This is a genomic window from Runella sp. CRIBMP (genome assembly GCF_009905605.1).
Taxonomy (GTDB): Bacteria; Bacteroidota; Bacteroidia; order Cytophagales; family Spirosomataceae; genus Runella.
This window is the reverse complement of sequence record NZ_JAAAKZ010000002.1, coordinates 300,973-318,197: the sequence shown is the minus strand read 5'-3', so window position 1 is coordinate 318,197 and position 17,225 is coordinate 300,973. Positions and strand designations below refer to the sequence as shown.

The 17,225-nt window shown below is 45.2% G+C and carries 12 protein-coding genes; 7 read left to right on the top strand and 5 right to left on the bottom strand.

Annotated features, from left to right (window positions below; translation table 11 throughout):
- Window positions 1–195: 195 nt before the first annotated feature.
- Window positions 196–3,024, bottom strand: coding sequence for a carbamoyl-phosphate synthase large subunit (carB, locus tag GVN20_RS06485; RefSeq protein ID WP_166557553.1), 2,829 nt, complete (start codon window positions 3,022–3,024; stop codon window positions 196–198).
- Between the two features lie 327 nt (window positions 3,025–3,351).
- Here carB and GVN20_RS06480 point away from each other — a divergent pair, with 327 nt between their 5' ends.
- The 7 genes from GVN20_RS06480 to GVN20_RS06450 all read left to right on the top strand — a co-directional run bounded on the left by GVN20_RS06480 (window position 3,352) and on the right by GVN20_RS06450 (window position 13,957).
- A complete protein-coding gene (locus GVN20_RS06480; RefSeq protein ID WP_166557552.1) occupies window positions 3,352–4,347 on the top strand; it encodes a DUF2157 domain-containing protein in 996 nt (331 codons plus the stop codon).
- A gap of 62 nt (window positions 4,348–4,409) precedes the next feature.
- The gene (locus tag GVN20_RS06475; RefSeq protein ID WP_166557551.1) at window positions 4,410–5,564 is read left to right on the top strand and encodes a hypothetical protein; all 1,155 of its coding nucleotides are present in this window, start codon (window positions 4,410–4,412) and stop codon (window positions 5,562–5,564) included.
- Window positions 5,565–5,656: 92 nt separating this feature from the next.
- On the top strand, window positions 5,657–7,783 hold the full coding sequence (locus GVN20_RS06470) for an alpha-amylase family protein (protein ID WP_166557550.1): 2,127 nt from the start codon (window positions 5,657–5,659) through the stop codon (window positions 7,781–7,783).
- A gap of 74 nt (window positions 7,784–7,857) precedes the next feature.
- Window positions 7,858–8,334 (top strand): MarR family winged helix-turn-helix transcriptional regulator, encoded by a 477-nt coding sequence (locus GVN20_RS06465; protein ID WP_166557549.1) that lies wholly within the window; start codon window positions 7,858–7,860, stop codon window positions 8,332–8,334.
- A 76-nt stretch (window positions 8,335–8,410) separates the two neighbouring features.
- A complete protein-coding gene (locus tag GVN20_RS06460; protein ID WP_166557548.1) occupies window positions 8,411–9,736 on the top strand; it encodes a TolC family protein in 1,326 nt (441 codons plus the stop codon).
- A 16-nt stretch (window positions 9,737–9,752) separates the two neighbouring features.
- Window positions 9,753–10,811 carry an efflux RND transporter periplasmic adaptor subunit gene (locus GVN20_RS06455; protein WP_166557547.1) on the top strand — a complete coding sequence of 353 codons (1,059 nt, stop codon included), beginning with the start codon at window positions 9,753–9,755 and terminating at the stop codon, window positions 10,809–10,811.
- Window positions 10,812–10,837: 26 nt separating this feature from the next.
- Entirely contained in the window at window positions 10,838–13,957 is a 3,120-nt protein-coding gene (locus GVN20_RS06450; protein WP_166557546.1) for an efflux RND transporter permease subunit, read from the top strand.
- 97 nt (window positions 13,958–14,054) lie between these two features.
- Here GVN20_RS06450 and GVN20_RS06445 read toward each other — a convergent pair whose 3' ends face one another.
- From GVN20_RS06445 to GVN20_RS06430, 4 genes are all read right to left on the bottom strand, one after another.
- Window positions 14,055–15,281 (bottom strand): 1-acyl-sn-glycerol-3-phosphate acyltransferase, encoded by a 1,227-nt coding sequence (locus GVN20_RS06445; RefSeq protein ID WP_166557545.1) that lies wholly within the window; start codon window positions 15,279–15,281, stop codon window positions 14,055–14,057.
- Window positions 15,282–15,440: 159 nt separating this feature from the next.
- A complete protein-coding gene (locus GVN20_RS06440; RefSeq protein ID WP_166557544.1) occupies window positions 15,441–15,839 on the bottom strand; it encodes a hypothetical protein in 399 nt (132 codons plus the stop codon).
- A 142-nt stretch (window positions 15,840–15,981) separates the two neighbouring features.
- Entirely contained in the window at window positions 15,982–16,449 is a 468-nt protein-coding gene (locus GVN20_RS06435) for a GNAT family N-acetyltransferase (protein WP_166557543.1), read from the bottom strand.
- Between the two features lie 40 nt (window positions 16,450–16,489).
- The gene (locus tag GVN20_RS06430) at window positions 16,490–17,221 is read right to left on the bottom strand and encodes a helix-turn-helix domain-containing protein (protein ID WP_166557542.1); all 732 of its coding nucleotides are present in this window, start codon (window positions 17,219–17,221) and stop codon (window positions 16,490–16,492) included.
- Window positions 17,222–17,225 lie beyond the last annotated feature (4 nt).

The following is a 17,225-nucleotide window of genomic DNA, read 5'->3' as shown; positions in this document are numbered from 1 at the left end:
AACAAAGTGTTTGTAACACGGTAAGTGTCAATTGGCCTCTTTTTATGCGCCCAATCAAGCGAACTTGGACTCTTTCAGAGTTACAAAAAATAATTGTTTACTTCCGAATAATGTGCCTGTTTCTACCCGTTGATTTGGCCAATAAAAAAGCCCTCGTTTTCACGAAGGCTTTTAGATGCTAGTCAGCACAAATTGTTAGCGGCTCAAATACAGGTTCCGCTCTCCGTATATTTTTTGGAAGAATTCGTCTTCGAGGCTATCAATGAAGTAAATACCTTCTCCAGTAGACTTCATCTCTGGCCCTAGTTCCTTGTTTACATTCGGGAATTTGTTGAACGAGAACACTGGAATCTTAATGGCCCAACCTTTCTTGACGGGATTAAACTCGATGTCTTTCACTTTCTTGTCGCCGAGCATGAACTTCGTCGCGTAGTTTACGTACGGTTCTTGGTAGGCTTTGCAGATAAACGGCACCGTGCGGGATGCGCGTGGATTGGCTTCAATCACATAAACTACGCCATTTTTGACTGCAAACTGCATGTTAATCAGCCCTTTCACCTTCATCGCTTTGGCTACTTTTACCGTAATTTCTTCGATTTGGCGGATTTCATCGGGTGTCAAATCAAACGGCGGGAGGGTAGCGTGCGAGTCGCCAGAGTGGATACCAGCGGGCTCGATGTGTTCCATTACCCCGATGATGTAAGCATCTTCACCGTCGCAAATTGCGTCAGATTCGGCTTCGATGGCGTTTTCGAGGTAGTGGTCGAGGAGGATGTTGTTGTCAGGAATATCGTTCAGGATTTTCACGACGTGTTGCTCCAACTCCTGCTCATTGATGACAATCTTCATGCTCTGTCCTCCCAATACGTAGCTCGGACGAACCAACAGTGGGAAGCCCAATTTCTTGCCGATTTCGGCGGCAGCATCCGCCGTGCGCACGGTGTCAAACTGCGGATACGGAATGCCCAAGTCATGCAACAGCGCTGAGAAACGACCACGATCTTCGGCCAAGTCGAGCGTATCAAAGCTGCTACCGATGATTTTGATTCCATACTGATGGAGTTTTTCGGCAATTTTCAGGGCCGTTTGTCCACCCAACTGCACAATCACGCCTTCGGGCTTTTCGTGTTGGATGATGGCGTGTACGTGTTCCCAGAAAACGGGCTCAAAGTATAACTTATCCGAAATATCGGGGTCGGTCGACACCGTTTCGGGGTTACAGTTAATCATAATGGTCTCGTAACCAGCCTCTTTGGCCGCCAACACCCCGTGTACACATGAGTAATCAAACTCGATGCCTTGTCCGATACGGTTAGGCCCTGAACCCAATACTACCACTTTTTTACGGTCAGAAACGATGGATTCATTCTCAGGCTCATCTTGCGATACGCTGAAGGTAGAGTAGTAGTAAGGAGTTTTGGCTTCAAACTCAGCGGCGCAGGTATCTACGCACTTAAACACGCGCTTGATATGGTGGTCTTGGCGATACTTATAAACGCGGCTTTCTTTTACGCCCAAGAGGTGGGCAATTTGGCGGTCAGCATAGCCTTTCTGCTTAGCGGTAAGTGCCAAACTTGGGGGAAGGTCTTCCAGGTCGTATTGTTGAATTTGTTTTTCCAACTCCACCAATTCTTCAATTTGATGCAAAAACCAAGGGTCAATTTTGGTCAAATTTTGAATGGTTTTGAACGAAAGTCCTACTTTGAAAGCATCGTAAATGTGGAAAAGTCGGTTCCAGCTTGGGTGCGCCAAACTTTGCTTGATGGCGGCTACGTCGGTCAATTCTTTACCATCCGCTCCAAGTCCGTTGCGGCGTATTTCGAGTGATTGACAGGCTTTTTGGAGGGCCTCTTGAAAATTACGTCCGATACCCATGGCTTCGCCCACGGATTTCATCTGCAATCCCAACGAACGGTCGGCGCCAGGGAATTTATCAAAGTTCCAACGTGGTACTTTTACAATTACGTAGTCGATAGTGGGCTCAAAGAAGGCTGATGTGCTACCCGTAATCGGGTTGATGAGCTCATCTAAGTTATACCCAATGGCCATTTTAGCCGCAATCTTGGCAATCGGATAACCCGTTGCTTTGGAGGCTAAGGCCGACGAGCGCGATACGCGCGGGTTGATTTCAATGACGATGATTTCGTCGGTTTCGGGGTTGACCGAAAACTGAATGTTACAACCACCCGCAAATTTACCGATGCCGTTCATGGTCAGAATGGCCAAATCGCGCATTTTTTGGTAGAGTGTATCGGGCAAGGTCATGGCAGGGGCTACGGTCACGCTGTCGCCCGTATGAATTCCCATCGGGTCGAAGTTCTCAATCGAACAGACGATAATGAGGTTGCCTTTCCCGTCGCGCAATAACTCCAATTCGTATTCTTTCCAACCCATGATGCTTTGTTCTACCAACACTTCATGCACGGGTGAAGCAATGAGGCCGTGCTGGAGGGCTTTGTCAAATTCTTCAGCTGTATTGACAAAACCGCCACCAGTTCCCCCTAAAGTAAAAGAGGGGCGGATAACTAAAGGGAAGCCGATTTCTTGGGCAATTTCTTTACCCTCTAAAAAAGATTTTGCTGTGCGGCCTTTACAAACCCCCGCTCCCAATTCCAGCATTTTAAGACGGAATTTCTCCCGATCTTCGGTTGTTTCGATGGCTTTGATATCTACGCCTATGATTTGTACGCCGTATTTTTTCCAAATACCCGCCTTGTCGCAATCAATGGCTAAATTTAACGCCGTCTGACCACCCATGGTTGGCAAAACGGCGTCTATTTTGTGCTTTTCTAAAATTTCAATGATGTATTTTTTCTCCAAAGGCTTTAAGTACACATGATCCGCATTGATGGGGTCGGTCATGATGGTAGCGGGATTGGAGTTAATCAGAATGACCTCAATGCCTTCTTCCCGCAGTGAACGGGCGGCTTGGGAACCTGCATAGTCAAATTCGCAGGCTTGACCAATAACAATAGGACCGGAACCAATGATGAGGATGGATTTGATGTTGGGATTTTTTGGCATTTTTTTGAGGAAAAGTTATCAGTTATCTGTTATTCGTCGCTCGCTTTGACCTTTTCAGACACCCTAAAAGGGATATTTCTGACAAATGGGGCGCGTCTAACTTTTAACTTCTGCAACAGGGTTGCTGCAAAAATTGCACAAAATTAGGGGATGAAATGTTTTTTGAGGCATTAAATCTTGAAAAAAAAAGAATTTATAGGCCAAATTAATGAAAAATAAGAGGTATATCATTGATAGATAGCCTTTTAACAAAGTGGTGCTTCACAAAATAGGTACGGTAAATAAGTACATTTTTTGATTTCATGCTAAATGAGCACCTTTGTTTATATGAACCCTTTATCATTTCTTTTGGATGAGTGGCAACAACGCCACCTCCTGACCGACGAGCAGCGTGGACAATTGGAAACGCACGAGCGCAACCGCCCCGTTTCTTTGTATATCCTGCTGCGCAGCCTGCTCTACGCGGGTATTTTACTTTTTACTTCGGGTGTGGGTGTGCTCATTTACAACAACATTGACACCGTTGGCCACACGGCACTCATTGCCCTTTTGGCGGTGCTAACTGCGGGAAGTTTCTTCTACGTCTACCGCACGAGTGTCCCATTTTCGCGGGGCCTCATCGAAAATGAGGCCAAGTTCAGTGATTTTACCTTGCTCATTGCCTGTACCTTGTTTCTGATGTTGGAGGGATATGTACAATGGCGCTATAATGTTTTCGGTACACGCTATGGCCTGGCGACTGTTTTACCCGCGGTCCTTTTTCTGTTTTGTGCGTATCGGTTCGACCACCGGGGTGTTCTTTCGATGGGACTGACGGCCTTTGCTTCGTGGGTGGGAATTACCGTTGCGCCGATGGAAGTACTGAGCAACAACGATTTTAACGATATGAAACTCATCGTGACGGGCGTGCTTTTGGGCGTTTTATACATTGGGGTAGGAGTAGCTTCGGAGAGAATGGACTTCAAAAAACACTTCTCATTTACGTATTTGTTGCTCGGAGGAAACGTCTTTTTTATAGGTTCATTGGCGGGGTTGTTTCGTGAGGAAGGTTGGGCCTTTGAATTTGCGTTGCCGATTGCCGCAGGATGCTGGCTGTTTGTAAATTATGCCCGCCGCTCGCAATCGTTTCTTTTCTTGTTGATGGCGGTGGTTTACGGATACATCGCGTTTACTTACCTACTTTTTGAAGTGATGAACGAAGCGTTGTGGGCATTTTTTGGGATGTTTTACGTAGCGGCAAGTACGGGAGGAGTGATTTGGTTTTTCCTGAATTTTAAAAAATTATTGAAAGTAAGGGACGAGGAGCGGCCGCCGTTGCGGTGAGTAGTCAGGTGTGAGTCCAAAGCCCTAATATTTATCATTAAAATTAGCATTCTATTTTGATTATGAAAGCTTACAACGAAACGCTTCTTCTGAACGAATACGCCCAAAAGATGGCCAAAAAATGGCATACTGAGCGTTTGTTATCGACGGAACAACTAGCGGAAGTCGTTCAATCGCACGCTCAGGTACCCTATAATCCTAACGTATTTATCAAAATCGGTCTTTTTCTATTTGGGTACATTTGTTTTATGTTCGGGGGAGGGTTTGTTTTTATGATTATGGGTGAGGGGGGAGGCTTTGCGTTCACGGCGCTGTTGTACGGTTTGGGCGTTACTTTTTTGTTGCTCCGACTCATCAAACGGAAACAACTGCATTTTGCGGGGGTAGACAATGCGCTCATTTACGGCATCATTGGGGCTACGATGCCGCTCATTTTTGAGCTATATGATGCGCTGAAAATCAATGAGATTTGGGTAGGTGTTTTGTTTTGTTTACCCGTTTTGGTGGTGGTGGTTTATAGTTTTGGGGAGCCGTTGGTGGCGTTGGGGGCTTTTCTGTCGGGCATGTTTATTCTGGCTTCCATATTAATGAAAAACCCCATTGGCAAAGCCCTTTTGCCTTTTGCGTTGATGATTTACGCGGCGGCGTTTTTTGTCGTTACGCGAAATATGAGCCAAAAATCAAGTACTTTTTATTGGAAATTAGCCATTTATTGGGTCAACACAGCCGCTTTGGTACTGTTTTATGCGGCAGGCAATTATTTTGTGGTTCGGGAGCTAAATGCCGAACTGAACGGACTCGGCTCGCCCTCTCCTGAAGTTGCCTTTGCGGGGTTGTTTTGGGTATTTAGCATTTTAATTCCTATGCTCTATCTGTACGGCGGTTTTCGCTGGCGCAACCGTACTTTGCTTTTGTTGGGGCTATTGGGCATTGTGGCTACGATTCTGACGGTCCGTTATTATCACGCCATGCTGGCCATTGAGTGGGTGTTGATTTTAGTCGGTGTTGTGGCGGCGGTTAGCGCGTTTGCCCTCATTCGTTCTCTCAAAACGCCTAAATTCGGTTTTATCTATGCTACCGAAAAAGACAATGACGAGCGTTTTGCGATTGAAATGGTCGTGATTTCTCAAATGACCAAAAATAGTCAATCGGCCGAAAATGGTGTTGAATTTGGCGGTGGAGATTTTGCGGGCGGCGGCGCAGAAGACAAGTACTGAAGTTGCAGCCTCACGAGTGGCTGAGAGGGTAAATTTTCGTTTTTCGTCCCTTTCCTGAGTTATACATCCAAAACGAACCCATCCCGAACTCAATGAGAAAGCTGTGCTTCGCGCTTTATTTTCTGCTCCTGCTTTTGCCTTCTTTTGCCCAAAAAAATACGATTTCCACCGCCCAATGGCCCGTCGATATGCCGTGGTGGAAAAAAAATAACCTGCGGGTCATTCAGACCAATTTGCCCGCTTACGAAGCCGCAACGCTGAACCCTGATTCGTTACTCAAAGATTTGGAGGCTTGTTCGGCCAATACGCTGCTCATCAACGCGGGCGGAATCATGGCATTTTATCCAACTAAACTCGATTTTCACTACACCAACCCCTACATGAAGGGAAATATGTTGGGCGATGTCATTCAGCGTTGTCATCAGCGGGGGATAAAAGTCATTGTGCGGTTTGATTTCAGCCGGGTACATGAAAGTATCTTCAAGGCGCATCCGGATTGGTGTTATACCTCGCCCAAAGGCGAGCGCATCATCAATACAGATATGTACGTGGTGTCTATCAATGCGCCGTATGTGCAAGACCGTGCGTTTAAAATCATTGAGGAAGTGATTGATAACTACGGTATTGACGGCATTTTTCTCAACATGCCAGGTTATCAGGTCAACAACCCGTATGAGGGAAAATACCACGGCATTGACCAAAATGAATACGACAAAAAGCGTTTTGCGGAGTACAGCCAAGGCCTGACCCTACCCACAGAAGAGAACAAAGCTGACCCCGTTTTTCAAAAATATTTGGCTTTTAAAAAGTTTACGGTCGAAGATTGGTCGAAGCGGCTCCATGAATTGGTTAAGTCCAAAAGCAATCAAATCGCGATTTGTACTTACATGGACAAGTACGTAGACATCATCCGCCACGAATCACAAACCAACAGCCTGCCGTATTGGCCGTACTCGGCCTCCGACAACGTGGGAAATGCCATCAATTCCTTTCCTGACCACATCATTAGCAATAGTAGTATTCAGCAGATTTCGTTTCAGTCGCGCTACAATGCCGTGGAGCCCGAAGAGGTTTCCATTCGATTGTACGAAAATATCGCCAACGGCTCAGGACTTGACATCAGCATGATGGGGGATATGCGCGGCTACGAAGACGAGCGCAATTATGACGTCATCAAAAAAGTCTATGCCCATCATAAAAGGTATGAGCCTTACTTTGGAAAATATGCCTCGGTGGCCAAAATCGCGGTTGTAGCACCAGGCGCGTGGCCGAGTGGCGCGCCGATGCAGGAGTATCGCGGTATTCAACTGATGCTCAAAGAAGCCCATATTCCGTTTGATATTGTGGAAGACGCCCAAATTGAGCACTTGGCCGATAAGATGAAGCACTACCGCCTTGTGATTTTGCCCGACATTACTTATTTGAGCAGTGCTTCGGTACAGGTGTTGAAAGAGGCTTCTCAACAGGGCGTAAATCTGCTGGCAACCAACCAAACGATGTTTGATAACCCCGACGCTTTGCAGCAATTGTTCGGAGCAAAAATCTTCAATAAAGACCATGAAGGCAGCGGTTTTTACCTCAAACCCGACAATCATGCGTTGTTTAAGCGTTTTATGAAGCAAAAAATGCTTTTCTGGAAGTTTAATTTAGGCTTGTATGACCTTTCGGGAACAGATAAACAATTTCTGCCCATTCTGAGCAAAGGTCGACCTGGACCGCCCGAAATAATCGGCGGGCACGAGCCTACGGGCTATTTTGCCATGGGCTTGAAGCAACATCCGCGCAGCAAAGCCGTGATTTTGCCCGTTAATGTGGGGCGTTTGTATTACTTGCATGGGTACGAAGAACACAAGAATATTGTCCTGGATGTGATTGATTCTGTTTATCCCGAAGCAAACCAACTGCTGCAAACCAACGCCCACGAGCGCGTGGAGGTAATTTTGAAAGAATACATCAAAAACGTTCCCCAAAACAAAGCCAAAAAATCGGCCGATGGCCTGATATTGCATTTGGTCAATATTACGGGCTTCAGCGGAAATACCTATTTTGAGCCTTTGCCCGTATCCAATCTTTCATTCAAAATTCAAATAGACTACAAACCTTCAAAAATATTCTCGATGGTTAGTAAACAGCCGATAGCATACACTTGGAAAAACGGTTATCTGGAGTTTAAGTTGAATAAACTGGATGATTTTGAAGGAATTGTGATTGATAAATAGTGATTCTTCCTATTACCCTGAAACTTTTTAGAAATAAATTAGGTTGATATGTCAACAATATTTATTTTTGTGCCATGATAACGAATGAACAGCAAAGTATAAAGGAAAAAATATGGGGACAACTGGGGCAATATCTGACCTTTAACATCAACCATGTGTCGCATTTGTTTGCCCGAAAGGTCAACCGGGAGCTTTCCAAATCTGGTTTTACGCTTCAAATCGAACAATTCCCCATTTTGTTTTTGGTCAATCATTCGACCGAAGGATTACTGTCGCAGCAAGACATTGCTAACTTTCTCCAGCGCGACAAATCGGGTATTCAGCGTTCTATTCGCACTTTAGAGCGCGATGGCTACGTCAGAATCGTAAGCGACGATACCGACCGACGTAAAAATTTAATTCAATTAACGCCCGCAGGAAAATTTACCATTGAAAAAATCAGCGAGATGGCAGCTACCCTCAACCAAGAGGTAACTAACCAACTCACCACTGAGGAAGTGTCAACATTGCTCACAATTTTGAGGAAAATTTCTGCCGCCATTGACAATTAGTTTTTTTTATTTAATTAGTTGATATGTCTACTATTGATATATCAACAATCCATATTTTTCTTTATTTTTTACAAAAATGAAACGTTTAGCAGCCTTTTTAATCATCACCCTCGGGGCGGGGTTAGCCGCTTCAGCGCAGCAAAGTCGATCGCTGAAAGAGTGCATCGACTACGGATTGCAGCATTTTGGTTCGATGCGCGTGGCGCAGTACCAAGTCGAAACCGCCAACCAGCAAGCGCGGCAAGCACTGGGACAGTATTTGCCCCAAGTGTCAGGAACGGGAAATTTTACGGATAACCTTAAACTGCAAACCACGCTGTTGCCCGCAGGCTTTGCGGGACCAGAGCCGCGACGTATTTCGTTGGGCTCTAAGTATCAAACCAACTTATCGGCACAACTGACCCAAACGATTTATGACAAATCGCTGCTCATTGGTATCAAAGCCAACGAAGCCAATCAAAAATTGGCCGACCTCAGTGTGCGACAAACCCGTGAGGAGATCATTTACAACATTGCGAGCAATTATTATCAGGTATTCATTGTGCAACAGCAGATTGCGTTGCTTAAAGATAACCTTGAACGCACACAACAAGTACTTAATATCCTGAAATTACAGCGCGACAACGGCGTGATTCAGCCGATTGACTATACCAATACGGAGGTGAGTTTTAACAACACCCGGTCTCAACTTTCGCTGAGTGAAAACAACTTGGCGCTGGCGCTAAACCGCCTAAAATACCAGATGGGACTGCCGCAGGAAGCAGAGCTTACGCTTTCAGATACTCTTTTGTTAAAGAAAGTGCCCACGGTGGAGGAAGCTAATTTTAGCGCGCAGAGCTTGATTTCGTACCAGAAAGCAAATGCAAATCTAGACTTGCAGCGCTTGCAGTTGTTGCGGACCAAAGCGGGCTACCAACCCACGCTCAATTTTTCGGCGAGTTACGGCACGTTGGCATTGGGCAATCAATTGGCCGATGGCTTCCGCAATTTTACGGGCTTTGGTAGTATAGGGTTGCGGTTGAATATTCCCATTTTTGACGGATTTCAGCGTGACGCCCAGATTCAGCAGAATCGCCTGACGGTCATGACGCAGGAGGAGCAGCTTCGGTTAAATACAGCTGCCTATCAGTTGCAATTCAGCAATGCCCATACGCAAATTCAAAAATCGAAAACCAATATTGAAAACGACGACCGCACCGTAAAACTGGCGCAAGAGGTGTACAACATCACCACGTTGCAATACAAACAGGGCACGAAGTCGCTGACGGATTTAATCAATGCCGATAATTCGTACCGACAGGCGCAGTCGAATTACATCAATTCACTCATCAATTTTTACCAAGCCCGACTTGATTTGGAACAATCGCAGGGCTCGTTACTCACTTTTTACAACCAACTTTAGAAATTTCAGCCGAACCATGAAAAAGACCACATTCATCGTCATCGGGGCTGTATTGGCCGTTATGGGCCTGATTGCCTTTCGCCTTTCTTCCAATAAAAAGAAGATTGACACCCAAAATCAATTACCTGCCACCAATGTCACCATCGCTATTCCCGTTACCGTCAGCCGAGTAGAAGAAGGCGATGTAAGTCAACAACTGATAAAAACGGGGAATTTAATTCCTTTCAAAGAAGCCGCAATTTCGGCCACCACCGCAGGCCGGGTTACCCACGTCAACTTTAACTTGGGCACGCAGGTGAACCAAGGAGCGGTGTTGGTTCAGGTAGACAATAAATTGAAAGAGCTGTCGCTCGAAGCTACGCAGCTTACCATCAGCAAGTTAAAGAAAGATGTTGATCGTTATAATACGCTTTTGGCGGGCAATGCCACCACCGAACTTCAAGTAAATGAGGTGAAGTACAATTATGAAAATGCCATAAATCAGGCGGAGCAAATCAAAAAACAGTTGCTTGACGCTACCGTAAAAGCACCCATCAGCGGCCGTATCGTTAAAAAAGACATCGAAGTGGGGGAGTTTATCAATGCGGGAGCTGTTCTCGGTACTGTTTTGGACGTTTCTCGACTGAAAGCGGAAGTGCTGGTCAACGAAAGTGACGTGTATCAACTCCGCGTTGGGCAGTCGGTGCGGGTGAGCAGCGATATTTTTCCGAATCGGATTCTGTCGGGGACCATTTCCTACATTTCTCCGCAGGGAAACAGTGAGCACAATTATCCCGTCGAAGTGACGGTCAGTAATTCCCTTGGTTTGAAAGCAGGAACGTTCGTCAATGTAGATTTCTCACAAAAATCTAATCAAAAAGCCTTGCAAATTCCGCGTTTGGCTTTGGTGGAAAGCCTCAAAAACCCTTACGTATACGTGGTGGCGAACAACGTAGCCCAACAGCGTGTCGTCAAAATCGGCCGTGAATTGGGCGATAAAATTGAAGTACTCAGCGGCCTTTCGGCGGGCGACACGGTGGTCATAACGGGCCAACTCAACCTAAGTGAAGGCAAGCCAGTACAGATTACGAAATAATACACCCTTTTTAAAATACAACAACCATGTCAATAACCGAGATTGCCGTTAAGCGACCGCTACTGGTCACAACGGTGTTCATCGTTCTGATTTTATTCGGTGTTTTGGGGTATAAGCAATTGTCTTATAACTTGTTGCCGAAGTTTGAAGCCAACGTCATCAGCGTGGCTACGACCTACATTGGGGCGTCGGCTGATGAGGTGGAAACCAACGTCACCAAACGCATCGAAGACGCGCTGTCGTCGCTCGAAGGCTTGGATAGGATGACTTCGATTTCGCAACAAGGTGTGTCGATTGTCACCATTCAGTTGAAAAACGGCATCAATACGACCCTCGCCCAACAAGACGCGCAGCGGAAAGTGGAGCAGATTATTAACTTCTTGCCCGATGAAGCCGACCGCCCGATTGTCAATAAATTCTCTACCGACGAATTGCCCGTTTTGCGGATGGGCGTTACCGCCGATTTGTCGCCTACCGAGTTGTTTGATTTGATTGATGACGAGCTAAAACCTCAGCTTTCCAACGTGCCTGGAGTAGGGCAAGTGAACCTGATTGGAGGCAATGAACGGCAGATTCAGGTCAACGTTGACAGTGAAAAACTCAAGGCGTATGGTGTCTCAATCGTGCAGGTTTCGCAGGCCATCAATAGTGCTAACACGAGCTATCCAGCGGGCCAACTCGAAACGCGAAATTCGCAGTATTCTATTCGTTTTGACGCGTCTGTCGAAACCACCAACCGCATGAGGGAATTGGTGGTAGCGCGCCGGGCCGATGGAAGTCAGGTGTTACTCAAAAATGTAGCAGAAGTGGTCGATGCGACCGCCAAACCCAGCGCCATCAACCACATTAACGCCAAGCCGTCGATTGGGATTCAGATTTTAAAACAATCGGATGCCAACGCCGTGTCGGTGAGTGAGTTGGTGCGGGCAAAAATTACGGTGTTGGAAAAACAACACGGTAAAAATAACCTTAAATTCACCATTGCTTCCGACCAATCGGTGTATACATTGGCCTCGGCCCACGCCGTAGTCGATGACCTATTTTTGGCTATATTGATTGTATCGGTCGTGATGCTGATGTTTTTGCACAGTTTTCGCTCTTCACTTTTTGTACTGGTGGCGTTGCCGTCTTCAATTTTGCCCACGTTTCTGCTGATGTACGTGGCGGGCTTTTCACTCAATATGATGACGCTCATGGCGCTTTCGCTGGTGGTCGGGATTCTGGTAGATGACTCGATAGTGGTGTTGGAAAATATAAATCGACACCTCGAAATGGGAAAAGACAAACGCACCGCCGCCCTTGACGGACGGAGCGAAATCGGCTTCACGGCCCTCGCCATTACCTTGGTCGACGTCGTTGTATTTATTCCCTTGGCTTTGACGGGAGGCTTAATTGGCAATATTTTGCGGGAGTTTTCGCTCGTGGTGGTTTTCTCAACGTTGATGAGTTTGGTGGTGTCTTTTACGCTGACTCCTTTGTTGGTTTCGCGTTTTGGAAAAATGGAAACCCTGAATCCGAAGAGTTTGTGGGGTAAGCTGAACATCGGTTTTGAGCGCTTGCTCGACCGTATCATTGCCACCTACACGCACTATTTGAAGTGGGTGTTGGGCCACAAGCGTTGGATGTATTTGGCCGTTATTGTGTTGTTTGTGGGTTCGGTTTCGCTGGTTCCTGCGGGCTTTATTGGGGCGGCATTTATGCCCAAAAGCGATCAGGGTGAAATGAGCATCCAGTTAGAATTGGCCCCTACGGCTTCTATTTACCAGACCAACGCCATTGCCCAACGCGCCGAAGAAATCATCATGCAACACCCAGAGGTGACAAACGTATTTTCGAATATTGGCTACACCAGTAGCGGCATTAGTACGGCTTCTAATAGCAACATTGCCGACATTAACGTGAAGCTGATTGATAAAAAAGAAAGGAAGTTTTCGACGGATGATTTTGGGCAAATGCTCAAAAAAGAAGTCGGTCAACTTCCAGGCGTAAAAGTGACCGTGAACGCGACCAGCATCGTGGGGTCGGCGCAGGCTCCGATTCAGATTGCCGTAAAAGGCACGAGCCTAGAAGTGATTCGTAAATCAGCCGCAGAAGTACTGAAAGTGGTGCAATCGGTGCCTGGCACCCAGGATGTAAAATATTCGGTGAAAGACCCGAAACCCGAAATTACGGTAAATCTTGACCGCGAAAAAATGGCGCAATTGGGCATCAGTGCTTCAGATGTGGGTATTGCTTTACAAAATGCATTTCGTGGAAACGACCGTTCTAAATTCAAACAAAACGGTAACGAATACGATATTCTTATAAGTTTGGACCAATTCGACCGCAGTAATTTAGCAGATGTCAGCAAATTGCTTTTTGTAAATAGCCAAGGCAAATCGTTTGAACTGTCGCAGTTTGCCAAAGTGGAAGAAAAGGTAGGAGAGAGTGTTCTCGAACGCATCGACCGCTTGTCGTCTATTACCGTCAATTCGCAGGTAATCGGCCGCCCAGTGGGTACGGTGGGGGCCGATATTCAGAAAAAAATGGCGCAGGTACAACTCCCCGAAGGCGTAACGGTCCAGTATCTAGGCCAATTACAACAACAATCCGACGCCTTTGGTAGTCTGGGATTGGCATTGGGGATTGCCATTTTGTTGGTATACTTCATCATGGTGGGCTTGTACGAAAGCGTAATTTACCCTTTTGTGGTTTTATTTTCCATTCCCGTCGCGTTGATTGGTGCCATCTTGGCTTTGGCCTTGACCATGGAAAGCATGACCGTTTTTTCCATTGTCGGGATGATTATGTTGCTAGGTTTGGTGGCCAAAAACGCGATTTTGATTGTTGACTTTACCAACCAATTGAAAGAGCAAGGCCACGACGTAATTCACGCGCTCATTGAAGCGGGAAAAGAGCGTATGCGCCCCATTTTGATGACAACCCTCGCGATGGTGTTCGGGATGTTGCCCATCGCGTTGGCCAGCGGAGCTGGCGCCGAAACCAAGAACGGGATGGCATGGGTGATTATCGGTGGCCTAACCAGTTCGTTGATACTCACGCTGTTTGTGGTTCCGGCCACGTATTTAATCGTTGATCGCCTCAAAGACCGTTTGACTGGCAAAGGACGCAAGCCGCTGAAACCAGAAATGGCAGAAATTGCCTGATTTTTTTATCCACACCTACAATAGTTCAAGTCCGCATTGATTCTCCAGTGCGGGCTATTTTTATGGGGTAAGGGGAGTTTTAGAAAATAGGATTTGTTTACGAGCGCAGCTTCCATAACTGCACCGTTTCGCTCCACCATCGCGCCCATCGGTGCGCAAAATAACCCGAAAAAGGTAGCGAAAGCGCGTACAAAACGGAGGTTTTAAAATCGGTGAGACCCAAAACAATGCCCCATTGAATCAGCCACACAAACGGGAAGGTAATGAGGGCAAACAGCACAAGGCGGATGGCGCTCGAAAACTGCTTGTCTTTGAGTTTTTTGGTAACATAAAACGGAATGGAATACGGAATGACGCTGTTGAGCCAGCCATACAGCGCCACGGGAGCGCTGAGTAGCAGACCCAAGGTTTGTAAAACCAAGGCAAAAACGGAAGGTTTGGGTTGCCCGTAAATTTCAGCTTCGATGCCCTGTTTGGATAAAGTATGCTTTAGGTTTTTGGTTTCTTCCAGTCGCTTGGTGTAGGTTTCGGTGTCAAGTTGACGTAGTCGCTCCAGTCCTTTTGCTTTGTCGAGCACGTTGTTTATCAAATCTCCTTCTTTTCGTATCTCGGTATCAGTCAGCCACTTGAGTGTGTCGTGGTGGGGCAGGTCGTCAAAATGCAGCATCTTGCTTTTGATTTCGTCCGACATGCGCTTGGTGAGTTGGGTCAGGGAGCGGGGTTGGTTTTGCTCGTATTCCGCCTTAAAGTCCCGGACGCTGAAGGGTTCTCCAAAATTTACGACCAATTTTTCGCCCATTTTCTGGCAGTTTGTGTAATACAGACCGCAGGGGAGAATTTGCAGGTTGAGATTCCAGTCGTGGGCCATTTCAGCCTTGAATGCAATCCGGGCCAAGCCTTTTTTGAACGGTCTCAGGTGGTACTGCACCCCGTGATTGCCTTCGGGAAACGCCGCCAACGTGCCCCCAGCGCTCAGAATATTGACGCACATTTGAAAAATCTCGTCGTTTTGCTGCATTTCGTCCATGCCGTCGCGCAGGCGGTACACGGGTAGCATTTTCAGGTACATGAGCAGTTTTCTGACAAAGTCTTTTTTGAAAATATCGGCGCGCGTTAAAAAATAGGGTTGACGAGCGCCCACATTCAGCACCACCGCCAAGGCATCCATGAGCGTGTTTTGGTGATTGGTAACGATTAAAATCGGGGTGTTGGGGGCAAGGTCGGTTGGGAAATTCTTGATTTCTACTTTTCGGTAAAAGATAATATTGTGCCAAAATCGAATATAAGTACGAAGAACGTGATAGAAAAAAAGATTATTAAACATTGCCAGCCGATGGGTTTTGGGATGATTGTTTCGGTGTTTTATGTAAAAAAATACGGGTAAATGCGGCTGCAAAAGTAACCCATTTTTTGACATGAAGCACGGCTATGTGGGCGCCAAAACGATGCTTTTTTAAATTTTAGCAACGAAAAACGAAGTCCTTTAAGCGGATGCTTTCTCCCGCGCAAGGAGGGCGGTCAAGATGCTTAAAATCAAGGTAATGGGCGTGGCGATATATTTTTCTAAGGAGTTGATTGCCACGAGATTGCCGAGGGTGTTAACAGCAAAAATCAACGACATGCCCCAAAACAACACCGTGAGTAGACGAGCGGGGAAGTTGATTTTCAACCATTTGGCTTTCACGGCTACCAAAAACATAAAAAACAGGTTGACGGCAATCGAAATCGTTTCAAACTGAATCATTTCTTGGTGGCTTTTGAGCCGCCCACCCCAGGTGTTTTCGTAAGGAATAACGCCCGTAAGAATCAAAAAATGAAACACCAGCACGGCCGAAAAAATAAACATGATGCTGATTTTGATGGCCCGATTTTGTGTATTCATTGGGTAAAAGAGTGGTGATTTTAAAGGTTAGAGTAAACCAATTGAGTGATTGCAATGGCTATTGAAGTAGTTAAGTAAGACAATTATTCGGGGATTTTCCCCGCATTTATTCAAACCGTAATTTTGTTCAGTTTTTTCTCAATTAAGTTAATTTTTTCCAAAATACCACCTTGTCTTCTCCTTCATTATAAAAATCACGAATAACCGCTTCTCTATTATAACTCTTATTTTCATAAAACTTTCGTGTTAATTCAAATTCAGGTAAACCCGAAGTTTCAACTATCAGAATTCTGTTTCCGTTGGATTTTAATAAAGTCTCAATGTAATTCATTAGCTCACCGCCAATTCCTTTTCCCTGAAAATCTTTATGAACTGCGATAAGGTACAAATTGTATGTTCCAGAAGTTAATCGCTCTGGTGCACAATATGTAATAGCAATAGGCTTTTCATTTATTACTTTGGTCAACCAAATGTCCTGTGTTTCTGAATTGTCAAAAAAGTCGGATAGCATACCTGCAAGTAGGTAAGGTGGAAAAAGCCCACTTGTTTCAATAACAGATTTAAGGTCTTCTAAGTCGTCCTTGTTAATGAATCTAATATTATCTGGCATATTTGTCTTAAATTTTAGAGTTATTACGATGCCAGCAAATTTAAAGTGTCAAAATGGTTGAAACTTGTAAGGTTCTGCTATTGTATGCTTTTGAAGCTTTTACACCTAACATGGATTTAAAGCTCTTGCTAAAATGTGGTTGGTCATAAAATCCACTACTGATTAATGAAGAAAATAAATCGTCTTTTCCGTTTAAATGTTGCTTTATTGTTAATTTTAACTTAGTCCAGATAAGATATTTTTTTAATGAAATTCCAAGGTTAGATGTAAAAAGGTGTGAAAGCCTACTTTCTGAAAGGTTTGTGACGCTTTGTAAAGTTTTTATCATCTGCTTGTATTCAAGCTTGTTGTTGTTCAAATATTTAATTGTTGCTAAAATTCGTTCATCATATTCCATTAAAAATTCATAATTCTTTATTTTTTGAATAATTTCTTGAATGATTTTTTTCTCATTTCCTTTGGTAGTTTGAAAATAGAAACCCATCTCTGAATTAATACCGTTGAGAACTAAAATCTCCTTTACAAATTTTTTATGGTGTTCGATCATAATTACTTTTAACTCACAGTTTGTCGAAGAAAGTTTGTGTTTCTGATTGGCTTCAACGAGGGCAAATTTTAAATTTTGATATTCAGAGTTTTGTGTCCAAAGAGTGAAAGTCCCATTCTCTGCTAAGATTATTTCAATTGCCGGGTGACTATGATACACTGTCTCGAAATTGTCAAACTTGAAAATATAAAGTCCCTTGTCAGTGTTGAAATCTTCTACTGTCATTGCT

Bases quoted from the DNA above. Each gene is read 5' to 3' on its own strand.
- carB (WP_166557553.1), bottom strand. From the start codon at position 3,024: ATGCCAAAAAATCCCAACATCAAATCCATCCTCATCATTGGTTCCGGT.
- GVN20_RS06480 (WP_166557552.1), top strand. From the start codon at position 3,352: ATGAACCCTTTATCATTTCTTTTGGATGAGTGGCAACAACGCCACCTC.
- GVN20_RS06475 (WP_166557551.1), top strand. From the start codon at position 4,410: ATGAAAGCTTACAACGAAACGCTTCTTCTGAACGAATACGCCCAAAAG.
- GVN20_RS06470 (WP_166557550.1), top strand. From the start codon at position 5,657: ATGAGAAAGCTGTGCTTCGCGCTTTATTTTCTGCTCCTGCTTTTGCCT.
- GVN20_RS06465 (WP_166557549.1), top strand. From the start codon at position 7,858: ATGATAACGAATGAACAGCAAAGTATAAAGGAAAAAATATGGGGACAA.
- GVN20_RS06460 (WP_166557548.1), top strand. From the start codon at position 8,411: ATGAAACGTTTAGCAGCCTTTTTAATCATCACCCTCGGGGCGGGGTTA.
- GVN20_RS06455 (WP_166557547.1), top strand. From the start codon at position 9,753: ATGAAAAAGACCACATTCATCGTCATCGGGGCTGTATTGGCCGTTATG.
- GVN20_RS06450 (WP_166557546.1), top strand. From the start codon at position 10,838: ATGTCAATAACCGAGATTGCCGTTAAGCGACCGCTACTGGTCACAACG.
- GVN20_RS06445 (WP_166557545.1), bottom strand. From the start codon at position 15,281: ATGTTTAATAATCTTTTTTTCTATCACGTTCTTCGTACTTATATTCGA.
- GVN20_RS06440 (WP_166557544.1), bottom strand. From the start codon at position 15,839: ATGAATACACAAAATCGGGCCATCAAAATCAGCATCATGTTTATTTTT.
- GVN20_RS06435 (WP_166557543.1), bottom strand. From the start codon at position 16,449: ATGCCAGATAATATTAGATTCATTAACAAGGACGACTTAGAAGACCTT.
- GVN20_RS06430 (WP_166557542.1), bottom strand. From the start codon at position 17,221: ATGACAGTAGAAGATTTCAACACTGACAAGGGACTTTATATTTTCAAG.